At 56.7% G+C, this 24759-nt stretch carries 21 protein-coding genes and 4 pseudogenes; 18 read left to right on the forward strand and 7 right to left on the reverse strand.

The window, feature by feature from the left end:
* Position 1: 1 nt before the first annotated feature.
* Positions 2–3391, forward strand: a complete 3390-nt coding sequence (locus ACM6G4_RS01515) for an Ig-like domain-containing protein (protein ID WP_414912883.1) — start codon at positions 2–4, stop codon at positions 3389–3391.
* 207 nt (positions 3392–3598) lie between these two features.
* Here ACM6G4_RS01515 and ACM6G4_RS01520 read toward each other — a convergent pair whose 3' ends face one another.
* From ACM6G4_RS01520 to ACM6G4_RS01530, 3 genes are all read right to left on the reverse strand, one after another.
* A complete protein-coding gene (locus tag ACM6G4_RS01520) occupies positions 3599–4168 on the reverse strand; it encodes a YceI family protein (RefSeq protein WP_056725163.1) in 570 nt (189 codons plus the stop codon).
* Between the two features lie 86 nt (positions 4169–4254).
* On the reverse strand, positions 4255–4959 hold the full coding sequence (locus ACM6G4_RS01525) for a phosphoribosyltransferase (RefSeq protein WP_056725162.1): 705 nt from the start codon (positions 4957–4959) through the stop codon (positions 4255–4257).
* Between the two features lie 148 nt (positions 4960–5107).
* A complete protein-coding gene (locus ACM6G4_RS01530) occupies positions 5108–6469 on the reverse strand; it encodes an MATE family efflux transporter (protein ID WP_414912884.1) in 1362 nt (453 codons plus the stop codon).
* A gap of 261 nt (positions 6470–6730) precedes the next feature.
* Between ACM6G4_RS01530 and ACM6G4_RS01535 the strand changes: the two genes are divergently transcribed.
* The 6 genes and pseudogenes from ACM6G4_RS01535 to ACM6G4_RS01560 form a co-directional block, all read left to right on the forward strand.
* A complete protein-coding gene (locus tag ACM6G4_RS01535) occupies positions 6731–6976 on the forward strand; it encodes a protein L (RefSeq protein WP_414912885.1) in 246 nt (81 codons plus the stop codon).
* A 171-nt stretch (positions 6977–7147) separates the two neighbouring features.
* Complete coding sequence (locus ACM6G4_RS01540; protein WP_414912886.1) at positions 7148–8899, forward strand: ATP-dependent nuclease; 1752 nt, start codon at positions 7148–7150, stop codon at positions 8897–8899.
* Between the two features lie 530 nt (positions 8900–9429).
* Positions 9430–9702 (forward strand): hypothetical protein, encoded by a 273-nt coding sequence (locus ACM6G4_RS01545; protein ID WP_414912887.1) that lies wholly within the window; start codon positions 9430–9432, stop codon positions 9700–9702.
* Positions 9703–9832: 130 nt separating this feature from the next.
* Complete coding sequence (locus ACM6G4_RS01550; protein WP_223542446.1) at positions 9833–10171, forward strand: hypothetical protein; 339 nt, start codon at positions 9833–9835, stop codon at positions 10169–10171.
* Positions 10172–10196: 25 nt separating this feature from the next.
* Positions 10197–10475, forward strand: a pseudogene (locus ACM6G4_RS01555) (helix-turn-helix domain-containing protein); the annotation flags it as partial.
* Positions 10439–10617: pseudogene (locus ACM6G4_RS01560) on the forward strand (transposase domain-containing protein); the annotation flags it as partial. The pseudogenes ACM6G4_RS01555 and ACM6G4_RS01560, both read left to right, overlap by 37 nt.
* Positions 10618–10798: 181 nt before the next feature.
* Here the strand turns inward: ACM6G4_RS01560 and ACM6G4_RS01565 are convergent.
* Together ACM6G4_RS01565 and ACM6G4_RS01570 are read right to left on the reverse strand one after the other, a co-directional pair.
* Complete coding sequence (locus tag ACM6G4_RS01565) at positions 10799–12277, reverse strand: APC family permease (protein ID WP_414912888.1); 1479 nt, start codon at positions 12275–12277, stop codon at positions 10799–10801.
* Positions 12278–12332: 55 nt separating this feature from the next.
* Positions 12333–13826, reverse strand: a complete 1494-nt coding sequence (locus tag ACM6G4_RS01570) for an aldehyde dehydrogenase (protein ID WP_414912889.1) — start codon at positions 13824–13826, stop codon at positions 12333–12335.
* A gap of 245 nt (positions 13827–14071) precedes the next feature.
* On the opposite strand from ACM6G4_RS01570, the gene ACM6G4_RS01575 reads away from it, so the two are divergent.
* The 4 genes and pseudogenes from ACM6G4_RS01575 to ACM6G4_RS01590 form a co-directional block, all read left to right on the forward strand.
* The gene (locus tag ACM6G4_RS01575) at positions 14072–14827 is read left to right on the forward strand and encodes a FadR/GntR family transcriptional regulator (RefSeq protein ID WP_414912890.1); all 756 of its coding nucleotides are present in this window, start codon (positions 14072–14074) and stop codon (positions 14825–14827) included.
* Positions 14824–15549 (forward strand): cache domain-containing protein, encoded by a 726-nt coding sequence (locus tag ACM6G4_RS01580; RefSeq protein WP_414912891.1) that lies wholly within the window; start codon positions 14824–14826, stop codon positions 15547–15549. Before ACM6G4_RS01575 ends, ACM6G4_RS01580 begins: the two co-directional genes overlap by 4 nt.
* A gap of 69 nt (positions 15550–15618) precedes the next feature.
* Positions 15619–16104 carry an ester cyclase gene (locus ACM6G4_RS01585; RefSeq protein ID WP_414912892.1) on the forward strand — a complete coding sequence of 162 codons (486 nt, stop codon included), beginning with the start codon at positions 15619–15621 and terminating at the stop codon, positions 16102–16104.
* A gap of 60 nt (positions 16105–16164) precedes the next feature.
* Positions 16165–16439 (forward strand): annotated as a pseudogene (locus tag ACM6G4_RS01590) (IS66 family transposase zinc-finger binding domain-containing protein); the annotation flags it as partial.
* A gap of 150 nt (positions 16440–16589) precedes the next feature.
* Here the strand turns inward: ACM6G4_RS01590 and ACM6G4_RS01595 are convergent.
* A complete protein-coding gene (locus ACM6G4_RS01595; RefSeq protein WP_056725150.1) occupies positions 16590–17489 on the reverse strand; it encodes a DMT family transporter in 900 nt (299 codons plus the stop codon).
* Positions 17490–17658: 169 nt separating this feature from the next.
* Positions 17659–18738, reverse strand: a complete 1080-nt coding sequence (locus tag ACM6G4_RS01600) for an SDR family oxidoreductase (protein ID WP_414912893.1) — start codon at positions 18736–18738, stop codon at positions 17659–17661.
* Between the two features lie 74 nt (positions 18739–18812).
* On the opposite strand from ACM6G4_RS01600, the gene ACM6G4_RS01605 reads away from it, so the two are divergent.
* The 7 genes and pseudogenes from ACM6G4_RS01605 (at position 18813) to ACM6G4_RS01635 (ending at position 24744) form a co-directional block, all read left to right on the forward strand.
* Positions 18813–19202 carry a MerR family transcriptional regulator gene (locus ACM6G4_RS01605; RefSeq protein ID WP_414912894.1) on the forward strand — a complete coding sequence of 130 codons (390 nt, stop codon included), beginning with the start codon at positions 18813–18815 and terminating at the stop codon, positions 19200–19202.
* 211 nt (positions 19203–19413) lie between these two features.
* Positions 19414–20118, forward strand: coding sequence for a MarC family protein (locus ACM6G4_RS01610; protein ID WP_414912895.1), 705 nt, complete (start codon positions 19414–19416; stop codon positions 20116–20118).
* Positions 20119–20294: 176 nt separating this feature from the next.
* A complete protein-coding gene (locus ACM6G4_RS01615) occupies positions 20295–20744 on the forward strand; it encodes a hypothetical protein (protein WP_056725143.1) in 450 nt (149 codons plus the stop codon).
* A gap of 308 nt (positions 20745–21052) precedes the next feature.
* Complete coding sequence (locus ACM6G4_RS01620) at positions 21053–22711, forward strand: arylsulfatase (protein ID WP_414912896.1); 1659 nt, start codon at positions 21053–21055, stop codon at positions 22709–22711.
* 243 nt (positions 22712–22954) lie between these two features.
* Positions 22955–23524 (forward strand): annotated as a pseudogene (locus tag ACM6G4_RS01625) (OmpP1/FadL family transporter); the annotation flags it as partial.
* A 50-nt stretch (positions 23525–23574) separates the two neighbouring features.
* Positions 23575–24252 (forward strand): DUF3313 domain-containing protein, encoded by a 678-nt coding sequence (locus tag ACM6G4_RS01630; protein ID WP_056723688.1) that lies wholly within the window; start codon positions 23575–23577, stop codon positions 24250–24252.
* A gap of 63 nt (positions 24253–24315) precedes the next feature.
* On the forward strand, positions 24316–24744 hold the full coding sequence (locus ACM6G4_RS01635) for a hypothetical protein (protein ID WP_056723691.1): 429 nt from the start codon (positions 24316–24318) through the stop codon (positions 24742–24744).
* The last annotated feature ends 15 nt before the right edge of the window (positions 24745–24759 follow it).

Consider the following 24759-nt stretch of genomic DNA (forward strand, 5'->3'; position numbering starts at 1 on the left):
CATGAAAAAAATGCCTGACCTCAAACCGCTCGGCTTTCTCAGCAAACCGGGCATCGCCGCTGTGATGCTGATCAACTTCAGCCTCGGCACTGTCAACGCTGCGCCGCTTGACGATGTCAGCCCGCCGCCGCCAACAGATCCTTCGGCGTATACCAACCCGCCGACCGACCCCCAGGCCGCGCTGGATGCCATAGAGGCCATGTCTCCCACCAACCAGGGCTCCTACGCCCTGCCCAATGGTGTGTACGGCACCCGCACCACGCCAACGACCGACAACGTGCTGCCGCCAGCCCTGCAGACATCCTTCAAAATCCCCACCAATGGCAAGCCCAGCCCATTGTTCGGGGCCCAGCCGTACACTCAGCAACTGCTGCTGTTCGAAGAGTTCGGTACGGAAAAACTCGACCCGACACTGCCGCCGCCCACCCTGACCTTCCCGGTGCCGATCGTCGGCCCGGCGCCCACCCAGGACCCGAACAACATCGCCCGCAGCGGCCCTTCGGCCGCGGCGCTGGAAGCCTTCATGCGCCAGCCGGGGCTGTACCCGTTTCCGTCGCAGTATTCCAACGTGCTGGACCGCAACCCCTGGAAAGCGCAGATCGAAGCCTTCCTCAACCGCCATCCGGTCGGCTCGCCAGCCGAAGGTCGTCCGCCAGGAAAAGGCTGGTCGCACCAGCGCTGGAACGAGTTCTACCCACAGGTCGCCTTCAAGACCACTCAAGCGGGCGCCAAGCTCAACGGCGGCATGCGCGACCGCCGGCAATTGCACAACTACGCCGTCGGTGAGTTCGGGCCTGGCGGGCTCTACAACCAGACCTCGGACAATCCGATCATCGTGGGCACCACCAAAGGCATCGACACCCGCTTTCACCCCAACATGCCGATTCAGAACCACAAGGCGCTCTGGACCTTCGACGGCACCTTCCCGCCAAAACTGCTGATGGTGCGGTACGGCCAACCGGTGCTGATGCGTCACTACAACGCCCTGCCGATCGATCCGTCGGCCAACATGGGTTTCGGCCTGCACACACTCAGCACCCATGAACACAATGGCCACTCCCCGGCCGAAAGCGATGGCTATTCCAATGCGTTTTTCTTTCCGGGGCAGTACTACGACTATCGCTGGCCGATACAACTGGCCGGTTACGACACCATCAACACCAGCGCCCAGGATCCGCGCGCGGCGTTCCCCTGCGCCCCCGGTGAAACCCTGTATGTCAACGATGCCACGCCGGGCCTCAAGACCTGCAACAACGGCAGCATCAAGATCCGTGGCGACTGGCGCGAAACCATGAGCACTCACTGGTTCCACGACCACATGCTCGATTTCACCGCGCAGAACGTCTACAAGGGCAACGCGGTGATGATGAATTACTACAGCGCCATGGATCGTGGCAACGAAGCACTGCAAGACGGCGTCAACCTGCGCCTGCCCAGCGGTTCGGCGTTGCCCTGGGGCAACCGCGACTATGACGTCAACCTGATGCTGGCCGACAAGGCCTGGGACGCCAATGGCCAGCTGTGGTTCAACCCGTTCAACACCGATGGCTTTCTCGGCGATCAACTCCTGGTCAACTGGCAGTACCAGCCACGCCTGAACGTGCGGGCACGCAGCTATCGCTTCCGCATTCTCAATGGCTCGGTGTCGCGCTACTTCAGGATCGCGCTGGTGCGTGAAGTCGTCGGCACCGGTGGCGAATATCCTGGCCCGGTCGGTTCCGGCTTGTCCTACACCCGCGTGCCGTTCCACATGATCGCCAACGACGGCAACATAATGGAACACGCCGTGCCATTCGACGGCAGCATGGACCTGGATGCTGACGGCGACCTGCAGGACCACAACGCCATTCTGCCCACCATGGGCATCGCCGAGCGTTACGACATCATCGTCAACTTCGCGAAAAACGGGATCAGCACCGGCGACAAGTTGTACTTCGTCAACCTGATGGAGCACCACGACGGCAAGGGTCCGGAAAGTCTGCCGCTGAGCCTGGCCGATGTCCTGTCCGGCAAGTACAAGGCGGTGCTCAAGCTCGGTAGCAACGGACTGCAATGGGACGCCGGCGACCCGGTGGTGGGCAAGTTCCTGCAGATGGTAGTCCAGCCTTATGCCGGCCAGGACGTGAGCATGAACCCCGCCGACTACGAACCCGCCAAACCGGGCAAGCCGATGGGTAAAACCATGCTGCCGCTGACCCTCAACCGTGACGACCCGACGGTGCAGGCCAGACTGAAACTGGCACGGCATCGCGAGTTCACCTTTGGCCGCTCCGACGGCACCGACGACGAACCCTGGACCATCAAGACCGACGGCGGTCTGGGCTACCAGATGGACCCCCGAATCATCAGCGCCGCTCCGCAACTGGCCAATGGCCCGACCGCTGCCGGCTTCTCCGGCGACGGCACCCTGGAAGTGTGGAAAATCAGGAACGGCGGCAACGGCTGGAACCACCCGGTGCACGTGCACTTCGAAGAAGGCATCGTCCTCCACCGCGACGGCAAGGCCCCACCGGAATGGGAAAAATGGGCGCGCAAGGACGTCTATCGCATCGGCGAGGGCATCGACAGCTCGGTGGACGTGGAAATGGCGATCCGCTTCCGGGAATTCGCCGGGACCTACATGGAGCACTGCCACAATACCCAGCACGAGGACACCTCCATGCTGCTGCGCTGGGATGTCGAGAACCCTGGCCAGTTCCAGTTGATGCCAACCCCCCTGCCCGGCTGGGACGGCGTCAACTACGTCAACTCCGCCGCGCTGCCGACCTTCCGCACTGGCGATACCCGTGTCGAGGACGCCGCTAACCAAAAACCGGTCGCTAACCCCGACAGCGCCATCAGTAACACCGGCCAACCGGTGATCATCAACGTGCTGGCCAACGACACCGACCCTGACGGGAACGTGCCGCTCAAAGTGGTGGGCCTGGAGCAACCGGACTCCGGCAAGGGCGTGGTCAGCACCGATGGCCTGCGCGTGACCTACACACCACCGGCCACGATCCCCGCACCGTTCACCGCGACCTTTTCCTATAGGGCCAGCGATGCCAAGGACGCGGAGTCGGCACCGGCGACGGTGTCCGTGGCAGTCTCGGCAGCGATCAACGAGAGTCTGATCGTCACCAGCGCCACCGTCACCGCCCGCAGCAACAGCCGCTGGTATTGGGTCCTGTCCGGCACCACTTCCCGTGGCACGGGCAATACCATCACGGCAACGGCCACGACCACCACCGGTACGGTGAACCTTGGCGCCGCCGTCCTGACGCCTACGGCCACAGGCGCGCGCTGGAACATAGCGGTGACCACCGCCGGCAGTGGCCCGTCGCCTGGCGCGACGGCAACCATCAAGTCGGCCTTCGGCAAAACCGTGACGGTGCCGATAAAGGCGAACTAGAGCGGCTTGATCGACGCCCGGTCCATGCAATTTGGATCGGGCGTTTTTCTTTGTACAGCGCCCACCATTGAATCGGCGTCGTACTCAGATTTTGCATTCACCAAAGATCAAATGTGTGCGAGCCTGCTCGCGATGGCGCAGTGTCAGGCAACATAGAATCTCCCACAACAGGAGTGTCGTTGACCGCAAGTTAACGTTCGGCCCGACTCACCGCTGCGGCGCCACCATCCGGAAGCGGATATTGATCTCGTTGGACACCACACTGTCCGCCCACTCGCCCTCACCTATCTTGAAGTCGTCACGCTTGAGCACCAGTTGGCCCTCGAAGATACCGATGGCGCTCTGCGATTTCAGCAGCACCGGTACACTCACTTCCCGAGTGAGCCCCCGCAGGGAAAGCGTGCCGGTGATGGTGTAGCGGTTATTGCCCTGGGCCTTGATGGAGGTCGACTCGAAGGTCGCCACCGGATAAGTCGCGGTGTCGAACCACGCCGGCTTTTGCAGCTCGGTGTTGGCGTCGCTGCTGCCGGCATCGATGCTTTTCAGGTCGATGGTCAGCACGGCATGAGCGGCGCCGGGGTTATCGGTGTCGAAGTCGAGTTTGGCCTTGAACTTACCAAAGGTGCCGTAGGCTTTCGACCCCATCTGCACATAGGTGAAGCTCAAGGTGCTGGCCCTGGCGTTCACATCCTTGTACTCCACGGCTTGCGCAAACGGCACCAGGCCGAACACCAACATGCCGGCCAGAGCGACGCAATGCGCGGATCGAAGATTCATGGCACTCTCCGGGAGGGTTCCCGTCTTGAGTTGGCGTGCCGCACAGATCGGGTGGCACCAGATGGACTAAAGCAAACAACCGGCGTTTATTCCACCTCACCCGTTGATTTACCACCACCTGCCCCGCACTCCCCGCGTTGCCATGCCCTGTGCAACAGGTCGATCACCTCGGCATCCGAGGTCTGGGCAAAGTCCATGTACCAATGGCCAATCGAGGTGAACCACTCGGGCATCAGCGGGCAGATCAACTCATCCACCTCGCTGCGCAACGCCTGCACCGTTTCGATCGGCGCCACCGGCACCGCCACCACGATGCGCGATGGCGCCTGCGCCCGCAGCGCCTGGATCGCCGCCATCATCGAGGCGCCGGTGGCCAGGCCGTCGTCGATCAGGATCACCACCTGATCCTTGAGCTGCACCGCCGGCCGCTTGCCCCGATAGACCTGCTCGCGGCGCAATAGCTCGCGGCTTTCCCGCTCGACCACGGCGTCGAATGCAGCCTTGGCAATCGGATGCACCCGCAGCGCTTCTTCATTACGAATCTGGATACCGCCGCTGGCAATCGCGCCCATGGCGTACTCCGGGTGGGACGGCACGCCGAGCTTGCGCACCAGCATCAGGTCCAGGCGAACCTTCAGCGCCGTGGCCACCTCATAAGCCACCGGCACGCCGCCACGGGGCAAGGCCAGAACGATGACGTCGGAACGATTGGCGTAAGGCAGCAACGGTTCAATCAAACGCCGCCCGGCTGCCGGCCGGTCTTGCAGGATGGAATGGGACAAGGGGCTCATTTGAAACCTCCCCAGGCGATTGCGCCTGCGAACTTCAGCCATACCTGCCTTTTGTGGCGAGGGAGCTTGCTCGCGCTGTGCTACGCAGCGCGAGCAAGCTCACTCGCCACAAACCTGGTCCAAAGCATTATCCGCTCCTTTACCCCGCCTATACCAACCGCTCAATCTTCTGATGCTGCCACACCAGTTTGTAATACAGCGTCTGCAACACCAGCATTCCCAGATACGCCACCGGAAACGCCATCCACACCCCTTGCAGCCCGAACTTCGCATCCAGCAGATACGCCGCCGGCAACTGCACACCCACCACGCACACAATGGAAATCGCCACCGGCACCATCACCGTGCCGCTGGCGCGCATGATGCCGCCGATGATCGCCTGGAAACCAAACACCAACAGGCTCCAGAGCATGATGTGCAACAGGTGCTCAGCCATGTTGAGCGTCGCCTCTTCGGTGAGGAACGACGCCAGCAACCAGCTCGACAACAAGTACCCGAGCACCACCAGGCCACCGGTCAAACACACGTTGATCATCAGTCCCGTCTTCAAAATCGGCCCGATACGCTCAATGCGCCCCGCCCCAATCGCCTGCGCTCCAAGGATCGACGCCGTGATCGCAATCGACAGCGCCGGGAACTGCACGTAATTGACGATCTGCGTCACCGCGCCATACGCCGCCGTCGCCTGGGACCCGTGCTGGTTCACCAGCGCCAGAATCACCAGCTCCGACAGCGACAACACCACCATCTGCAACCCGGTGGGCAAACCGATGCGTAGCACCTTGCCGAGAATCGCCATGTCCAGCTTCATCGCCGCGAAGAACTCACGGTCCGGCGCCAGCGGATGGCCCTTGCCAAGCAAGCGCCATGCCAGCAGCCCCATCGCCACCAGGTTACCCACCAGCCCGGCAATCGCCGCACTCTGAATCCCCATCGGCGCAAAACCCAACCACCCGCGAATCAACGCCGGCGTCAGCGCCAGCCCGACACAGGTGGACACCACCAGCGCCAGCAACGGCGACAAGGTATCGCTCACCCCGCGCAGCAACTGGGTGAACAACACAAACACCAACAGCGACGGCATGATCCACAACATCACATGGGCATACGCCACCGCATCGTCCAGCACATCGGCCGGCGTCCCCAACCCCACCAACGCCGACCGCGCAAATACACTCCCCACCACCGCCGCCACCAACCCGATCAACACCCCCAGCAACAAGGTCGCCCCGGCAATCGCCTTCACCAAATGCGTCTCCCGCGCCCCCCACGCCTGCCCGATCAACACCCCCGCACCCGCACCGAGGCCGATCACCAGGGCGATGAAGAAAAACACGATGGGGAACATGCCCGACACCGCCGCCAGGGCCTGGGTGCCGAGCATCTGGCCGATGTAGATGCTGTTGACCGTGCCGGACATGGATTGCAGGAAGTTCGACAGGACCATCGGGGCGAGGAAAAACAGGTAGGTTTTCCAGAGGGGGCGTTGGGGTTGGGAGGGGCTTTGCATGGGCGGGCTCAGTATGAGGGATGGTCGAAAAACGTTGGCAGATTCTACTTCATGAATAGCTGGACTTACGTTACCAATACCGCTGCCTCCATTTCTTCATTCTTTGCAGGCTAGCATTGTAATTTGCGACTATTTTGTTACTGGTCGAATGCATCCAGATTTGATCCTTACGACCGTAACCTCGACAGTGGATCGAAGCCAGAATTTTACCTTGAAGCAATTGCCGCATCCCAAAACCCTACATAAAGCGAGTAAGGAAATATGGCTTTTTACGTTCCAAGCACAAAAAAATATCTTGTTGAAACTTCAGAGCCAGAAGGAAGTGTTTGGCGAAAATTGTTCTCTCCCGCGAGCGAATGTCCTGCATCCGGAATTTATCGCTGCGCTAACTGCGGCGATGAAGTAACGTCCAATAAAGGTGACCGCTTACCACCTCAAAATCACTCTCAACACTCAAATGCAGAAAAAATACTCTGGGAGCTTATCATCATGACCAAAACTAAATAATTAGGACTTAGATGAACGCCTTTAATTTGTCTGATAGCTGTGTCAGCAGAGGGCGAACTTTAAAAGCCCTTCCTATTTCACACCCCAATCCAAACCTATGTTTTTCACTAAAAACGCGATAACCAACTGTATATTTGCGCATCTAAACCTATCACACCAAAGGACAACACCATGCGACTGGAAGATGTAAACATACAAAATTTCTGCTCCTGCGTATCCATCGCCATACCACTCAACAGCTACAACCCGATAATCGGATACAACAACTCTGGAAAATCCAACATTCTCAGAGCAATAAGTTGGCTACTACACAAATACGTACTCTCCGCCCACATGTTTTACAATCCAGAGGCACCCGTAATAGTTGAAGGACGCATATCAAGCGTCAACTTAAGCCTATTACCCACCAACCAACAAGCACAAGTTAACAGATTTATTCTAGACGGAGGTTTACGTTTTAGACGTCGTCAAGACTCACCAAACGTTCCAGCAGCGCAAGTTCGTATCGAAGTCTTTGACCCAGCCACATCCGAATGGACAGCGAATCCCACAGGCTTGGATAACGCTCTCGGTGTTTTGTTTCCAGACCCTCTTTATATTGAAGCGATGGACGACTCTGCAGATGACATAAGTAGATTTGCAGCAAAAAACACAATCGGCCTTTTACTAAAATACACAGTTGAACAAATTCGCACAAACAACATAACTGCCATGGAAACGGTATTAGCGGATTTAGCAACTCTAGGAGCCCACTTAACAGGCCCGGGACGCTTGCGAGAACTTGAAGTACTAGAAACACAAGCCGCTACGGAAATAGCAGAATTTTTCCCAGGCATTGGCATGCATCTAGATATACAGCCACCCACACTAGATGAACTCATCAAAGGGGCAACTATTTCACTTTCAGATGGTCATGGACACCAAAGACCGTTTACTTCGTATGGGCACGGTGCCCAGCGAACAGTTCAAATGGCACTAATTAAGTTGTTAGCATCGCAAATGAACCAGCGTAACGGTCAAGGCTCAGTAACAATACTCCTTATTGACGAACCAGAACTATACCTCCATCCTCAAGCAATCGAGAGGCTAAGAGAGTCATTAGAGATATTATCAACTCAAAATTTTCAAGTTATATTTTCCACTCACTCACCACTAATGCTTGGAAATTCGCACGGCCTTAATACGTCAATAATATACAAAAATCCCGCGGGCGAAACGGTAACCCGAACAAAACTCACCACTGCAGCAAACCTTATATCAACACATTCGCACCAAGCAAATGTCATTTTTTCCCTTCAAAACTCTACCTACCTCCTATTCTCTGAGAAAGTTTTAGTCGTAGAGGGAAAAACAGAATCCATGATGCTTCCTTCTCTATACAAAACAGTCACAAGCAGAAGCCTATCTCAAGATAAAACTTGTTTAATTGAGGGCTCGAGCAGCTCATCAACCTGGCCGATGATGCAAGTCTTACGGGCTGTTGGTTTCACCCCAAAAGCGGTGGTCGACCTTGATTACATATTTAAAGTCGCGCCTCAAAACAATCTAGTAAACCTTACCGACCCCGACTATGTAGCATGTAAAAACTGGTTCATAGCAAATCAGGCAACAGGTGGTTACCACCTTGGATCGGATGGATTCCCAACACGAAAAAATGCCACTGGCCAATCGGTACCGGTCCCCCCGGAAGAAGCATTTTCAAATATGGCAGTAGCCATGCAGACCGAAATCGCAAACTTAGTCTCGCAGCTCCGAGCTCTAGGGATTTGGGTGTGGGACAAAGGAGCGATTGAGGCATGCTTGGGCATTCAAAAAAATGATACAGCGCGCATTGCGTTTATAAACACAATGCAAACATCACAATCAGTAAGCCACGCAAGCCACCCAAGTGATCTCACTCAACTAATTTCTTGGATTAGTTAATTTTTTAAATATAAAAACCATGGGCGCTCACCGTAACAAAATACAAATGGCAAGCGCCCCATTAAAAACGCAGAATCGCAAGCCATTTCAAAATAAAAAAACAAATAATAAATAAAAACCCATACACCCTCCCCAGCAAAAATATAGTTCAGACTAGAACACCCCGTAACTTTAACGAACGTTTGTTCTTGAACCTGCCCTATATTCACCCATGCATTAGCCTCGGACAAAACCCGCAACACCCTCGGAACACTCGATCTTGCCCCCTCTTGCAATGAAGCTTATAGTCCGCCCCGTCGCCCCAATGGCGACCAGGTTTGGCGACCTGCTCGATCGGATGCAAAAGCTCTGTGCTTTCTTGCAGGCGCTGTTGCACGCACGCAAAGCTGTCTTTATGGCAGCTGTGCGCGGGAGACCTTCGGGTCTGCCGGTATTCCGATCCCGGTTCGCCAACCTGCGTACAGCTGTCACCCATTCGTTTGGCGACGAGTGAGGGATAGTCAACCTTTGCACTGATCGGAGTTTCATCTATGGAAAGATACATGCCTCTTACCGGAATCGACCTGAAACCGGCTTCCCTGCTCATCGACACCCAAGCGCCACTCGACGTCCTGCAAGCCATGGCGGATTACCGCATTCGCACAGTCACGCAGGTGTTGGAAAATATCGCCTATCGCTCCGAACTCGGTTGCGACACGGTGGTGCTGGAGGACTTCTGTAAACTGCTGGTCATCCCGTTGCGCGATGGTTGTGATTTGATGGATGTGATTGGGCGGCGGTTACGGGCGCAGGCTTCTGAGTAAAGGAAAACGGGCATCAAAGGTGCCCGTTTTTTGTCTGACGAGAAAAGTGGTTTACTTGTTCTGAGGCCCGATCCTGGCGAAGCGCGCCAGGCTTTATCTTTTTTCCGTCGGTTTGACGTTTGGATGCCTTATGGAGATGAACCGTACAAAGCAGTTAGTTCGCGGATCAACTCAACACAACAACCCTCTTGAGCTCCTCATTCATGTGCTGGAGGCATCCCTCGAATTGATTTCGCTTCCTGAGAATGACTTCTGCTGGTGTTTTTGGGCTGACAGCGATGAAGCAAAAGCAGAGCTGGAGGGATTGATCAACTCACTTAGAGGCGGAGTGCTGCCCGCAAGAACCCACTTTGCTGTACTTTTTGCGCCAACAGGTCCGCTGCAAGAGCTCAGTCTCAGTAGTGGGTGGGCGGAAACCTTTTTGAAAGTCGCCAGTAAATATGACGAAGCAGAGGCACGGTTGTGGTGAGGGAATGATGCCGGCTTGGCGTGTGCCAGAGTCACTCTACGCGCTGTTCGAGTGCCACGTTCTGACGACGCCGCGTAAGTATATTCACCAGCGAAAACTGGAATGCGCCCACGCGTGCCTCGCCGATCCCACTTGCAATGTGGCCAACGTCACAGAACTGGCTTTGGACTACGGCTTCTTGCACCTGGGGCGCTTCTCACAAAGCTACCGCCAGCAAGTTAGCGAGCTACCTTCGACTACCTTGAAGCGCCGCTGTTGCAGATCTGACTCTTCGCAGGATCACTGCGCAGTGGCAAACGGGTAACGGCGATCATGAGTTTGATCCAATCTGCGCGTCTCAACGGACATGGTCCGTATGCTTACTTGAAGGGCGTGCTCGCGCGCCGTCGGCGCAACGGGCGAGTGATAATGCGGGTCTGACATCCTGCAGATGGTGCAACAGCTGACGATGAATCGTCCGTCTAAGGCCCGCGGGAGTGGTGAGGTTCACGCCACCATAGTTGCCCTTCACTATCCGGAGGAGGTGCCAAATACGCGTTGTGGGATAGGTTTTCATGGGGCATGTGTCGCGCCCGAAATCGCGTGCGCTCCCAATTGAATCGCCTATTCACTTGGGAGCATTACGTTTTACTTTCTGTGCAGCTTCCATGCATCGGCAAACGGTGCAGTACCTTTGTCATACGGCTTGAACACGGCCATGTAAAACAAGCCAAAAACAATGACAACTGCGGCGGTGAGCAAAATGCCGTAATTGCTGTACCAAGGGGCATCCGGCGTACGCGGCCAGGACATATTGGCGATCGCGAGCAAGCCGTAGATCAGCGCCAGGATGTTCACGATCCAGCCCCAACCGCCCAGGGTGAACTGACCTGCCGGCTTCCAACCGCGAATTCGAGCGAACAGCGCCCCACCCACGATCATCTGGAACGACAAATAAATGCCGATCGCCGCGAAGCTCACGATGATTGCGATGGCGTTCTCCAGGTAGAACCCTGCACAAACGATAGCCGCCGGGATCACGCCACAAGTGATCAACGCTGCAGTGGGCACACGCGTGTTGGGTGAAAGACGCTTGAGTACGCTGCTGCCCATGACCATTTCGTCCCGGGCAAAGGAGTACAGCAAGCGACTGGCCGCCGCCTGCAAGCTCAGGACGCAGGAGACGAAGGAGACTGTGATCACCGCCGTCACGATGCGCCATCCGGTCGGCCCGAACGCATTGGCCATGATGGTCGACATCGGATCCTTGTCTTCGCCCGACAGCACCTTGGCAATATCCGGAACCGCCAGGATCAATGCCAACGCGGCGAAGATCGCTGCGCCACCACCGATGTAGATGGTCATGCGCATGGCCTTGGGAATGCGCTTGCTCGGGTTTGGCGTTTCTTCAGCCACATCGCCGCACGCTTCAAAGCCATAATAGAGAAACATGCCAGCCAGCGACGCGGTCAGGAACGCTGGCCAGTAACTGCCATCGATGCTGATGTCGAAAGTATTGAACAGCACCGAAAACGGCTGGTGGCGTTCGAATATCAACAGGTAACCACCGATCACGATCGCGCCCAGCAACTCGCAGATAAAACCGAACATGGCGACTTTGGCCAGCAGCTTGGTTCCGCTCAGGTTTAGCACGGTCGCCATCACCGTCAGGGCCAGGGCGACGAATGTGTTGGTCACCGGACTGGGTTCGAAGCCAAGCATCGCGGCAATGTAAGGACCGGCACCCAGCGCTACGGCGGCGATGGTCACGCACAGCGAAACGGAGTAGATCCAGCCCACCATCCAGGCCCAGCGCTTACCCACCAGGCGACGTGCCCACGGGTAGACACCCCCGGAAATCGGAAACTGCGAAACCACTTCGCAGAAGATCAGGCAGACCAACATCTGCCCGAAGCCGACCAGCAAGTACGACCAGAACATTGGCGGCCCGCCCGCCGCCAGGCACAGGCCGAAGAGCGTATAAACGCCCACGACCGGCGAAAGGTAGGTGAAGCCCAGCGCAAAGTTTTCCCAGAGGCTCATGCTTCTTTCGAAGTTGGACGTATAGCCAAGTGCCCTGAGCTGGGCGGCATCGCTGTCCGCTGCAGTGAATTCGGAACTGTTCATGTTGTTATCCTGAGGACAAGGTCCTGTCGGCTGTTATTGTTTTGGCTTTGCTGACTTACAACTTGATCCAGGTGGCTTTGAGCTCGGTGTATTTGTCGAACGCATGCAGCGACTTGTCGCGGCCGTTGCCCGATTGCTTAAAGCCACCGAACGGCGCGGTCATGTCGCCGCCATCGTACTGGTTGACCCAAACGCTACCGGCGCGCAGCGCCCTGGCGGTCAGGTGGGCCTTGGAGATGTCGGCGGTCCAGACGGCTGCAGCCAGGCCGTACGGGGTGTCGTTGGCGATATTGATGGCTTCTTCGATGGTGTCGAAGGTGATCACCGACAGCACCGGGCCGAAAATTTCTTCCTGGGCGATCTTCATGGCGTTGCTGACGCCGTCGAAAATGGTCGGCTCGACGTAGGTGCCACCGGTTTCCTGCAGGGTGCGCTTGCCGCCCACCAGCAGTTTGGCGCCCTCGTTGTGACCGGACTCGATGTAAGACAGCACGGTGTTCATCTGCTGGGTATCGACCAGGGCACCGACGTTGGTGTCCGGGTCCAGCGGGTTGCCCGGCTTCCAGCCCTTGAGGGCCTCGACTACCAGGGGCAGGAACTTGTCCTTGATCGAACGCTCCACCAGCAGGCGCGAGCCGGCGGTGCAGACTTCGCCCTGGTTGAACGCAATGGCACCGGCCGCCGATTCGGCCGCGGCCTGCAGGTCGGCGGCATCGGCGAAGACGATGTTCGGGCTCTTGCCACCGGCTTCCAGCCAGACGCGCTTCATGTTCGACTCACCGGAGTAGATCAGCAGCTGCTTGGCGATCTTGGTCGATCCGGTGAACACCAGGGTGTCGACGTCCATGTGCAGGGCCAGGGCCTTGCCGACGGTGTGGCCGTAGCCTGGCAGCACGTTGAGCACGCCGGCCGGAATGCCGGCCTCGATGGCCAGTTGGGCGATGCGGATGGCGGTCAGTGGCGATTTTTCCGACGGTTTGAGGATCACCGAGTTACCGGTCGACAGCGCCGGGCCCAGTTTCCAGCAGGCCATCATCAGCGGGAAGTTCCACGGCACGATAGCCGCGACCACACCGACCGGCTCGCGGGTGACCAGACCCAGTTGATCGTGCGGGGTGGCGGCCACTTCGTCGTAGATCTTGTCGATGGCCTCGCCGCTCCAGCTCAGCGCTTGTGCCGCTTGCGGCACGTCGACGGCCAGCGAATCGCTGATCGGCTTGCCCATGTCCAGGGTTTCCAGCAGCGCCAATTCATCGGCATTGGCTTCCAGCAAGGCGGCGAAACGAACCATAACCTGCTTTCTGTCCGCCGGCGCCATGCGCGACCAGACGCCCGAATCGAACGTAGCGCGAGCAACTTCAACGGCGCGATCAGCGTCTGCGGCCGAGCAGCTTGCGACCTTGGTCAGCAGGCGGCCATCGACTGGGCTCAGACAATCGAACGTTTCTCCCTCGACGGCGTGGGTATAGTCCCCGCCGATAAATGCGCGCCCTTCTATCTTCAGTGCCTGTGCGCGTGCTTCCCAAGTGCTAAGCGTTGGATTCGTCATGACGGTGCCATTCCTCTGTGTCGATGCCAGTGCATTTCAGCGCTCCGGGCAGGTCCCGGAGCCAGGCTTTTTATTAAACATATGAAACCATATCTTATGATTTAAAAGCTGCCAAATAATGTGTCGTTTTTATCCAATCACGACATTCTCGCGGCCGAACTCGGGCTAAAAACCGCTTTCATGTTGCGCGCCAGACGGGATATGACTAAAAGAAACCTAGTTCCATATTTTTTACGACGAATAGGATGACTCAACTGAATAAAGTGAACCGGCTTTCCCTGCTGCAGGTCAGCCAGGAAGGCAAGCCCGAGGAAGTGGCTCGCCGGCTGATCGAGGTCATCGAGCTGGGCCTGATTGGCGAGGGCGAACAATTGCCCAGCGAAAGCGAGCTGGCGACACGCTTCGGCGTGGCCACCGTAACGTTGCGCGACGCGTTGGCGATCCTCCGTCAGCGCGGCGTTGTCGCTACAAAACGCGGCAGAAATGGCGGCAGTTTCGTCTGCGCCCCCGTGGAAGTTTCCGATGACTTTCTCAAGGCCAGGTTGAGCGCCATGAGCTCGCTGGAACTTCGCGACCTCTGCGACGAACAGATCGCGATTTCGGCTACCGCCGCTGGCCTGGCGGCCAGCCGCTCCTCCAGCGCCCAGCACCAAAGGCTGGAAAATTTCGTGACGGCACTGCAGGGCGCCACCACACGCAGCGAGTTGCGACGTGCCGATGCGCGATTTCACATCGAAGTCGCCGTCGCGGCCCAATCGGTGCGCTTGACCCACGCTGAAATGCGGTTGCAGTCCGAAATGGGCGAGCTGCAATGGATCGCCATGAGCGACAGGCAGAAAAACACCGCCATTGCCGAGCACCGGGCCATCCTGCAGGCCGTGATGGCCGGCGAATCCAATCTGGCCAGCGCGTTGACAGAAGCCCATATCAAGGAAGGCATCAAGCGCCTGATGGATTTGCGCTTCGAACTACTCAGGCTGCAAGAGAACGCATTGTCATGATCACGACAGAACAGAACGAAGACCTTCGCCAGTGCACCCAGCGTCTGGAAGAGGTTTTCAGCAAGGTGTTCGAGCAACTCAACATGCTGGCCGAACAAGTGGTGACGGTCTGGGACGCGCTTGCCACTGAAGGCAGAAAACCCACCTCGAAAGACCTGATATTCCTGCAGGCGACCATCGAAGAGCGGCTCTCAACAAACGATACGTACATCCATGGCACCGGTGTGGTGCTGGAACCGGGCGAGCTCGCCGATCAAGAGCTGTTCCTCGAATGGTTCTACCGCCCCGTCCGCGGAAAAATCGCGCCGATGATGCTGAACTTCAATCGCCAAAGCGAAAGCTTCTACAACTACCAGAGCATGCCCTGGTTCACCCGCCCCAAGCTGACGGGCCAAGCGTCGGTCGAGGGTCCGTTTGTGGACCTCTACGGCACCGAACTCTACATACTGGCCTTCTCGGTGCCGATCTTCGCCGGCGGGCATTTTGTCGGCGTCGCGGCGGCGGATATTGCCCTGCACGAATTTGATCAGTTGCTCACCCGCTGCCTGCTGCGCATGAAGAACGAAGCCTTCATCATCAACGGCGAAGGCCGCATCGTCGCGGCCAATTCAGCGAACTGGTTCGTCGGCAACATGGCCAGTCGTCCTGCCGCCGCCAAGGTGCACAAACTAAAGCCGCTATCGATCGATTGGTCGCTGGTTGAATTGCCTGCCCCGCGATAGGCCGTTGCATGCCCGGGCAAAACTGATTTCCGCACCTCCAACAACAGCAAAAAACGAAGAGGAAATACCATGCACCGGATATCCGCCCATCTCGTCAGCATTCTTGTCTTTCTCTTGTTTGCCCAGTTCTCGGTTGCAGCGGACAAAGAGAAGACCCTGGACGTTATCACCGCCTACATGAGCGCCTGGAACAAACACGATCCCGATGCGGCAGCACAGTATTTTGCCGAGAACGGGGAGTTCCTGGACGCGTCCGTAGGGGTGCCTAAAGTCGGCCGGGAAACTGCCAGGGTCGAGGTCATCAAGCTCTTTATCGATGCAGTGCCTGACTTGAAATGGCAAATGGTTGGCCAGCCCATCATCGAAGGCGACAACATCGCCTTCGAGTGGCAGTTCGATGGGAAGAACACCGGCGCCTGGGCACCTGAAACGCCAGCAACCAACAAGCCGTTGTCTTTCAAGGGCATCAGCTTCATTCGGCTGAAGGATGGCAAGATCGCGATGCAGCATGACTATTATGATGCGCTGTCGTTCAACAAGCAGCTGGGTTGGTAGTTCAAACACTGGCTACAAGAAACGAGCCCATCGAACGGGCTCGTTTTTCGACATATCGGGATGCTTCCCTTGAGCAATGTCGACTATATGGTTGAAGAGGAGGTAGTGGTTGCGAAAGGCAAACGCAAACCTTTACCCACCGACCTTCCGTGATCCAAGTCATTCTCGAACTGCCAGATCACCGGTGGTCCTGTGCCTGCGGTTGCCGTAAACACAGCGTTGAAGAGGAAATCAGCGAGCTGCTCAAGATCGTTCCGATGCAAGTTTGCGTGATCAAACATGCGCACAGGGTCTACGCCTACCATTGCTGTGAAACCGCTTTGGTCATGGCTGACAACACGCCGCTTATTCCGGTGAAATGTGACGGTCCGCTTTGGATTGTGGATTCAACCTTTCGCGACAGGCAGAAATCGGCCAGAAGCGGTCGGTCGCTCAAAACACTTAAAAACCACTGATTGCTAAAGTAATCAGGATCCGAAAATTGCTCACTCGGTCGAAGGGACGGATGCTTTGCTACCCAAGCGGATTAGTTCATTGGAGAAACACAGGCCGACGATGATCAGTGCCGCTCCCGCGTACAGGCTTTCGCGCGGTATTTCGTTGAGCGCCACAAACGCCAGCAGCGCGGCGAACAGTGGCTCGGTCAGCTCCAACGCCTGCACTTGGGATGGCTTGAGATACTCGATGGCCTTGGTGGTGCAGAAGAAGCCCAGGATTGTCGGCAGCGTGGCCAGCGCCAGCAGCGCGGCGATCGCCAGCGGCGACAGCTCGCCCATCGCGAAACCATCGGCCGCAGCCGGCATCAGCAAGTACAGGCTGCCAAAGAACAACAATTGTCGGGTGAAGTGCAGCCCCCCCGACACTCCCATACGCTTCATGGCAACCGAAAAGGCCCCATAGCCGGAGCCGGCCATGGAGGCGAGTGCAGCACCTTGCAGGGTAAAGCCCTGCTGCAGGTCGCCGCCGAAGATCACCGAGATCCCGGCGATAGCCAGTGCAGCACCAACGGTAGCGTTCGCGGTGATGGCATCCTTGAGGAAAATACGCCCCAGAATGATCGAGGAAATTGAGGCACTGGCCATCAGCACCACCACCACACCTGCCGCAGCGTAGTGTCGATAGGCGGACGTTTCGAAATGGAACAGCACAAAGATGCCAAGGAATGCGCAGATAGCCGCCTGAGTCCATTTGGTCGACGCCGCCGGGCGCTTGAGGAAAAACAACAGGATCGAGAGAAGCACGCAACCCAGTACGGTCTTGATGACAGCGACACTGCTAGCGGTAAAACCATTACTCATGAGTATTTTGCTGAGTACACCGATCGTTGCGTTCAGTGCCGCAGCGGAGAGTGCAAATATGACGCCTTTGCTGAAAGTAGATTGCATGGATGACGATCCCTGTCGCTGAAGTGTCGTTCGATAGAATGCCGCCCTGTATCGACGGCGCAAAGTTTGAAGATACGAAGATCCCACCAACCCCAGTATTTATTGTGGCATAAGCACTGGATCGCCCAGTAGGATGCTATTCGCCTTCTTATCGCCGCCAAGGGAGAAGTCAGAGGGTCTGGCCCTTGCCTATGCAATATGAGTTGACGAACGTTGCAGTGTGCTGCAAAGACTGACGTATATCCGGTTTGGCTATTCCATGTCTGTTGGCAAATTGCTCGACCGCCGCTGTATCAAAACGAGTGGTCTGGATAAAGTCCAAGGCTTCGGGTTTTGTATTCAAAAACCACGCGACGGGAGGAATACTCAGTAGCAACTTCAGCAATCGGAGTGAAATGTGATGCTTGGGAGACTTTAAGCCCAAAGGGTGTGCCACCTGTATCAGGAGTTCTCGCAAGTTTGGAGTTTGGTCATCCAGCGCCAGCAGTTCCTGGCCCACCATGGCCGGATCAAAAGCACAAACTGCCACCAGTTCAACCAGGTAATCCACGGTGACCAGTGGCAGCCAGTGCTCGGCGGTACCGGGCACTGCAGTCAGCTTTCCCTGCACAAGGTTGCGTATCAGCTCCACCAGCGGCTGACCGTCAAGGATATGCCCCGTGCGGCTATGACCACAGACAGTCGCAGGGTGGACAACGGTAATCTCCCCGCCCTTGGCGGCCATGACCTCCAGGGTCGCAAAATGCGCCTCCAGCTTGCTTCCCTCGTAACCACCGACATGTCGGTAGACGGCAGGCCAATTCGTCAACTGCGGATGACGAGGATCAATTCCGATGCGTTGCAGATGTTCATGATTTTTCAGCATGTAGCCGCCGATCATCACTAAACGGCTTTTTTGCTCAGCCGCCAACAGCGCCACGCGCTTTGCCCCTTCCACATTCACCGCACGAGAATGCTCCACTGAAAGCCCCCATGCGAAGTGGGCGCCCAGGTGGAATATGACTCTGGCGTGCCTTAGCACTTCTCGGTCAGCAAGACTCAGCCCGAGGTTGTCCCGTTCCAGATCGCCAGCTACGGCAAATACCCGGGTTGCGCACCCTCCCAAATTATCGACTTGCTCGCGCAGTGCAGCTAGTCGCTCTGGGCGACGCATCAACACCCGAATGGTGTGACCTTTTGCACTCAGGCACGCCACCAAATGTTGACCGACGAAGCCGGTACCCCCCGTGACAAAGCACTCCACGCTCATTTCCCTGCTCCTTGTTTAAGGTGAAAAATCAAGCGTAAACTATCGACCCAACTCTATAGTCAAGCGGTGTTTTAATGAAAATCGGCGAACTCGAGGCCCGCAGCGGCGCCAGCCGCCATACGCTCCGTTACTACGAGCAAATCGGCCTGATCTCACCGCTGCGGCAAACTAACAACTATCGCGTTTACACAGTGCAAACTCTGCAGGATCTGGACTTTATCCAGCGCGCGCAAAGCATGGGGTTTTCCCTGGGGGAAATAGGCGAGATTCTGGATGCGCAGCGGAACAAGCTGATCGATTGTGCTGACGGCGCGAAGCTAATTGAAAAGAAGATGGCAGAAATCAAACAGAAAATCGCCAACTTCCAAAGCATTTATCGGTATCTGGATGAAGAGCGTGCAACCCTCGAAGCCAGTGCTGCCAAGCAACTTGAGCTTCAGCAACTGAGCAACTCTTCCAACTGAACTGTCAGCATCTGGGAAACGGAAGCAGCAGCCTGCCTCCAGTTTCAAGCCCATCGCTTACGCATTTTCTATTAGTGGGTTTTCCATTGAGCATGATCAGCACCACCTATCGCTCGGTCCTGCCTCCATTTCAATTTTTCACGCTTCTGTATAAACCGTCATTCCCGCCCCCTGATTTTCTGCGGCAATGACTTGAGGCGAATTGCTACTGATGAGCTATGGTGACTTGGTAAACCACGCTCTGGGCAGATCATCCATGAACACGTACGCCACTCTGTTCTTCGGCATGTTCACCACCCTTTTGGCAATCATCAATCCACTTGAGGCCATTCCGGTATTCTTGGGCCTGCTGCAAGACAAAGACGCCGCCGAGCGGCGCCAGGTGGCACGCAAGGCCTGCCTTTATGCGCTGGCGCTGATGTTTTTCTTTCTGATCTTCGGCAACCTGCTGCTGCGTCTGTTCGAGGTTCCCCTGAGTATGATCCGGGTGGTCGGCGGGGTGATCCTCATGCGTATCGGCTTCGAGCTTTTCGCCCCCTCGCCAAACAGCAGCCTGATTCCAGGCAGTAGCAAGGGTAACCAGGACGTATCCTTCATTCCCATGGCCATGCCGATCATGTTCGGCCCTGGCGCCATTGCCACGGTGATCGGCCTGACCAGTACCATCAAGGATTCCGACCGCGCCATACTGTCCTTCGCGGCAGTAGCATTGGCGATCTTCGCCACCATGTTTACCACCTACCTGTCTCTGGCTTACGCCAATGACATCCTCAAAAAGATTGGCCCGCAAGGCATTGACGCGGCGACACGCATTGTCGGCTTCTTCGTTTCGGCAATGGGCGTGGGCCTGATCTTCCACGGCACGGTGGAGTTTCTCCAGTCGTACGGAGTCCTGCTCAACGGGGTAACAAAGTAGGGCTTTTGGTTTTATTTCAGCTGTATGCCGATCCGATCGATATGAGTGAAATACCCCCCCGCCATGAACTCGCACTGCTTAGTTGATAAAGACTGACTTTTTCAAGCAAACCATAGCGTATTAATGAGCTATACCCAATATTCCCCTATGCACTTCTTCCACTATTGGAGGTGTCAATGAAACCCAGTACTGCCCTGCCAGCGCTACTGATCATGGCAAGTCTCTTCGGCTGCAGCAGTTCATCGAACCATTCGATGAACCTTCCTTTGGCGGCTACCCACAATAATCCTGGCCAGATCGCCAGCACCACGTTGACCAGTGTCGGCAATCAAACCAATTTTGACTTCGACATCACAGGCGTTCCAACCGGAACCCTGCTGCCCCCTCGCCTGTACACGTTCATCCATAAAGGTAGCTGCCAACAACCCGGGGCTGTCGCCTTCGCCATGAACGATAAGGTCAATACCAAAAGCACCGCTGGAACCAACGGTTGGACCTTCTACCGAAGCGCGCCCATAGCCATGAAAGACCTGCTTGCCGGCACGTACTCCATCGTCGTACGTACGGCACCCGAGGATGGCAATAGCGATATTTTCTGCGGCGATATTGCGCAAGCAACTCGGTGAAACGGCCACAGTGATTGGTGAGTCGAGAACTTTAGGCTGAATACCATTAGGCATGGGCGGCCCGACTGCGCGATCAAATAATAGTTGTGACATGGCCCTCTAAAAAATCGCAGTTGCCACGTTCAACTTCCGAATCCGCACTAGACTCTGCCGTGGGCCTTAATCCGTGCGTAGTCATGCAAAAAGTAGGAAATGATTCTGTATGCAGTACCTAGGCTAATTACTCGATGGTCAATGCACCAAAGGACAATATTGAGGTGCACTCATCACCCGGTTGCTGACACTATGAAAAAACAAGGAATATTGGTATGGAAAAGCTGTCGGATCGTTTTAGGCTTTCTATCGTGTTTGCTGCACTTTTGTCATTGAATGGGGTTGCCCAAGCCGCCCAGACGGACAAGACGAACATCCTGTTCATTGTCTCCGATGACACCGGCTACGGCGATCTGGGGCCGTACGGTGGCGGTGTCGGCCGTGGCATGCCAACCCCCAGCATCGACCAACTGGCACAAGAAGGTACGACCTTTTATTCCTTTTATGCCCAGCCGAGCTGCACCCCGGGCCGGGCGGCCATGCAGACCGGGCGTATCCCCAATCGCAGCGGCATGACCACCGTGGCCTTCCAGGGCCAGGGCGGTGGTTTGCCCGCCGCCGAGTGGACGCTGGCCTCGGTGCTCAAGACCGGCGGCTACGAGACCTACTTCACCGGCAAGTGGCACCTGGGCGAAGCCGACTATGCATTGCCCAATGCCCAGGGTTATGACGTGATGAAGTACGTCGGCCTCTATCACCTCAATGCCTACACCTACGCCGACCCGACCTGGTTCCCCGACATGGACCCGGAAACCCGGGAAATGTTTGCCAAGGTGACCAAGGGCGCACTCTCGGGCAAGGCGGGAGAAAAGGCCGTCGAAGAGTTCAAGATCAACGGCCAGTATGTTGATACGCCGGTCATCGATGGCAAACCCGGTGTAGTCGGGATTCCCTACTTTGACGGTTATGTCGAAAAGGCCGCGCTGGAATTTCTCGACACCGCTGCCAAGTCCGACAAGCCGTTCTTCATCAACGTCAACTTCATGAAAGTGCACCAGCCGAACCTGCCGGCACCGGAGTTCGTTCACAAGTCGATCTCCAAGTCCAAGTACGCCGACTCGGTGGTCGAACTGGATACGCGCATCGGCCGTATCATGGACAAGCTCAAGGCGCTGGGCCTGGATAAGAATACGCTGGTGGTCTACACCACCGATAACGGCGCCTGGCAGGATGTTTACCCGGACGCCGGCTACACACCATTTCGTGGCACCAAAGGCACCGTGCGCGAGGGCGGTAACCGGGTCCCTGCAATCATGACCTGGCCCGGAAAAATCAAGCCCAATGCCAAGAACCACGACATTCTCGGCGGGCTCGATCTGATGGCAACTTTCGCCTCGGTGGCCGGCATCAAGTTGCCGGAGAAGGATCGCGAAGGTCAGCCAATCTATTTCGACAGCTACGACATGACCCCGGTAATCACCGGAACGGGTCCCGATCCACGTAAAGAGTGGTTCTACTTCACCGAAAACGAGTTGTCCCCTGGTGCGGCCCGCGTAGGCAACTACAAGGCCGTGTTCAACCTGCGTGGCGACAATGGCGTGCCGACCGGCGGCCTGGCCGTGGATACCAACCTGGGCTGGAAAGGGGAGTCGAAGTACGTGGCGACAGTGCCGCAAGTCTTTGACTTGCTGCAAGATCCACAGGAGCGCTACGACATCTTCATGAGTAACGTCACTGAGCGCACCTGGACCATGGTGCCGATCAGCCAGGCGATCAACAAGCTGATGCAGACCTACATCAAGTACCCGCCACGCAAACTGCAAAGCATGGGCTATGACGGGCCGATCGAGTTGTCCAAGTACCAGAAATTCCAGTCGGTACGTGAAGTCCTGCAGAAAGAGGGGATCAGCCTGCCGATGCCTGCGGGCAACTAGTCAACTAGTCAAAGAGTGGCGGCCCGGTTCAGGCCGCCACTGGGTGGTCTGATGTTTATGAACTCCCGCCAAGTCACTCGTTCCCTTGGCTTCTGCTGGGGGAAGTGACGATTGTTTATACAGCCTGAAGAGTCGCGATTGCAGCCATCTCATGACCTGTTCGGAGCGAACGCTACCTTGGAAACAACAACATAACAGCCACCCCAATATTGTTCATTCGACTTGAGAAGGTGGGTTAGGCAGAACTTCGAGGACCGGCTTGATGTGAAGGGCGACGGACGTCTGCTCGACAGAGTCAACAACACCAACACCGAACTGGACATGAAGGTGCCGCAAACCGTCACCCTGAGCCTGTTCCAGCAACTGGACCGACAATGGGCACTGCTGGCCTCGGCCAACTGGCAGGACTGGTCGGAATTCGGCGACATCGCCGTAGAGGTCGACACCACGGCGTTCGGCTCGCAATCGAAGACCGTCGACGCCGGCTTCAAGGACACCTGGCACCTCTCCCTTGGCACGCAATACCAGGCCACCGAGCAGTGGTTGTGGAACTTCGGCGTGGCCTACGACAGCAGCGCCGTCTCGGACAGTAACCGCAGTGTAGTCCTGCCGATGAACGAATCCTGGCGTATTGCCACCGGAGCCACCTATGCTCTGGACAAGGACACCGATGTCAACGTCAGTTGGGCCATGGTCTGGCTCGGCGACATGCCGGTTGAGCAGACCAAATCCGTATCGGGCAATCGAGTATCCGGTCAATTAGACAATGCCTGGATTCAAGCCTTGAGCGGAAACATGACCTGGCGATTTTGATGTCTTGTAAACAAAAGAACGAAGATTTCTTCCAAGGAGTAAACACCACTATGAATCTGTCCCGAAAACTGCTCGTCGGCGCCACGCTGGCCAGTCTGCTGCTAGGCGGTTGCACCTCGAAAGTGACTGAGAAGGAGCAATACTCAGGTTTCCTGTCCAACTACAACAACCTGCAGGAAGTCGAAACGCCGAGCGGCGGTACCACAATGCGTTGGGTCAGCCCTTCGTGGAACCCGAATGCCTATGACACCGTGGTGTTTAATAAACTGGAGCTCTACCCTGCGCCAAAACCCGATGAGCGGGTCAACCAGCAAACGCTGACGGACATTCAGAACTACATGACCAACAAGGCCAAGGCCACCCTGGGTCAGAAGTATCGCGTAGTGACCAACACCTCATCCGCACCGGCGGGTTCGCGCCCCCTGATCATGCGTGCGGCAATTACCGGAGTAAGTGCCTCCAACGAAGGCATGAAGTGGTATGAAGTGGTTCCCATCGCGGCCGTCGTCGGCGCAACCCAGGCCGCCACCGGCCACCGTGACCAGGACACCAACCTGTTCATCGAAGCCGAGTTCGTCGACGCCAGGAGCAACCAGACCGTGGCCAAAGTGGTGCGCAAGGTGTTCGGCACCGAACTGAAAAACGAAAGCCAGCAGATTACCGCCAAGGACTTCAAGGCGGCGATCGACAAACTGAACGCCGATCTCTGGGCATTCATTCGCAGTTGAGCCTTGGAGTTACCGCCGGCAGACGTTGGCGGTTCGATAATCCTCACGCAAAGGAACGCTGACATGCATCTCTATTCATCGCTGCAATTTTCAAGATTGCAAAGACCGTTACTTTTCGCAGCGCTCATCGCCATTGCGCTTGCATTAAGCGCTTGTGCATCCGTGGACGCGCAGACGACTGCTTACGTCGGAGTCGAGCATCCCGCACCGACCTTGCCCAGTGAAGTACAGGTGTTACGTACAGAACCGACGCGTCCCAATGTGCGGCTGGGAGAAATCCTGATCGATGCCACAGTCGACCCCGCACCGCCCATTACTGAGGTCGAACAAAAGTTACGTGAAGAAGCCGCCAAACTTGGCGCAGACGCGGTAGTCGTCGTCTACGATCACATTCAGCCGGTCGCCGCCTATGTGACAGGCCCACTTTGGAACCGTGATATTGAAACGATCCAGGGACGTAAGCTGAAAGGCATTGCCATCAAATACCAATAACAACGAGGTGCACAG

Source organism: Pseudomonas sp. IT-P258 (assembly GCF_949767825.1).
Classification (GTDB): Bacteria; Pseudomonadota; Gammaproteobacteria; order Pseudomonadales; family Pseudomonadaceae; genus Aquipseudomonas; species Aquipseudomonas monachiensis.

Excerpts from the sequence above, each read along its gene's own strand:
- ACM6G4_RS01565 (WP_414912888.1), bottom strand. The coding sequence starts at position 12,277 with ATGAACAGTTCCGAATTCACTGCAGCGGACAGCGATGCCGCCCAGCTC.
- ACM6G4_RS01615 (WP_056725143.1), top strand. The coding sequence starts at position 20,295 with ATGAAACCCAGTACTGCCCTGCCAGCGCTACTGATCATGGCAAGTCTC.
- ACM6G4_RS01570 (WP_414912889.1), bottom strand. The coding sequence starts at position 13,826 with ATGACGAATCCAACGCTTAGCACTTGGGAAGCACGCGCACAGGCACTG.
- ACM6G4_RS01575 (WP_414912890.1), top strand. The coding sequence starts at position 14,072 with ATGACTCAACTGAATAAAGTGAACCGGCTTTCCCTGCTGCAGGTCAGC.
- ACM6G4_RS01525 (WP_056725162.1), bottom strand. The coding sequence starts at position 4,959 with ATGAGCCCCTTGTCCCATTCCATCCTGCAAGACCGGCCGGCAGCCGGG.
- ACM6G4_RS01545 (WP_414912887.1), top strand. The coding sequence starts at position 9,430 with ATGGAAAGATACATGCCTCTTACCGGAATCGACCTGAAACCGGCTTCC.
- ACM6G4_RS01530 (WP_414912884.1), bottom strand. The coding sequence starts at position 6,469 with ATGCAAAGCCCCTCCCAACCCCAACGCCCCCTCTGGAAAACCTACCTG.
- ACM6G4_RS01600 (WP_414912893.1), bottom strand. The coding sequence starts at position 18,738 with ATGAGCGTGGAGTGCTTTGTCACGGGGGGTACCGGCTTCGTCGGTCAA.
- ACM6G4_RS01520 (WP_056725163.1), bottom strand. The coding sequence starts at position 4,168 with ATGAATCTTCGATCCGCGCATTGCGTCGCTCTGGCCGGCATGTTGGTG.
- ACM6G4_RS01515 (WP_414912883.1), top strand. The coding sequence starts at position 2 with ATGAAAAAAATGCCTGACCTCAAACCGCTCGGCTTTCTCAGCAAACCG.
- ACM6G4_RS01595 (WP_056725150.1), bottom strand. The coding sequence starts at position 17,489 with ATGCAATCTACTTTCAGCAAAGGCGTCATATTTGCACTCTCCGCTGCG.
- ACM6G4_RS01535 (WP_414912885.1), top strand. The coding sequence starts at position 6,731 with ATGGCTTTTTACGTTCCAAGCACAAAAAAATATCTTGTTGAAACTTCA.
- ACM6G4_RS01550 (WP_223542446.1), top strand. The coding sequence starts at position 9,833 with ATGGAGATGAACCGTACAAAGCAGTTAGTTCGCGGATCAACTCAACAC.
- ACM6G4_RS01630 (WP_056723688.1), top strand. The coding sequence starts at position 23,575 with ATGAATCTGTCCCGAAAACTGCTCGTCGGCGCCACGCTGGCCAGTCTG.
- ACM6G4_RS01585 (WP_414912892.1), top strand. The coding sequence starts at position 15,619 with ATGCACCGGATATCCGCCCATCTCGTCAGCATTCTTGTCTTTCTCTTG.
- ACM6G4_RS01635 (WP_056723691.1), top strand. The coding sequence starts at position 24,316 with ATGCATCTCTATTCATCGCTGCAATTTTCAAGATTGCAAAGACCGTTA.
- ACM6G4_RS01580 (WP_414912891.1), top strand. The coding sequence starts at position 14,824 with ATGATCACGACAGAACAGAACGAAGACCTTCGCCAGTGCACCCAGCGT.
- ACM6G4_RS01605 (WP_414912894.1), top strand. The coding sequence starts at position 18,813 with ATGAAAATCGGCGAACTCGAGGCCCGCAGCGGCGCCAGCCGCCATACG.
- ACM6G4_RS01610 (WP_414912895.1), top strand. The coding sequence starts at position 19,414 with ATGAGCTATGGTGACTTGGTAAACCACGCTCTGGGCAGATCATCCATG.
- ACM6G4_RS01540 (WP_414912886.1), top strand. The coding sequence starts at position 7,148 with ATGCGACTGGAAGATGTAAACATACAAAATTTCTGCTCCTGCGTATCC.
- ACM6G4_RS01620 (WP_414912896.1), top strand. The coding sequence starts at position 21,053 with ATGGAAAAGCTGTCGGATCGTTTTAGGCTTTCTATCGTGTTTGCTGCA.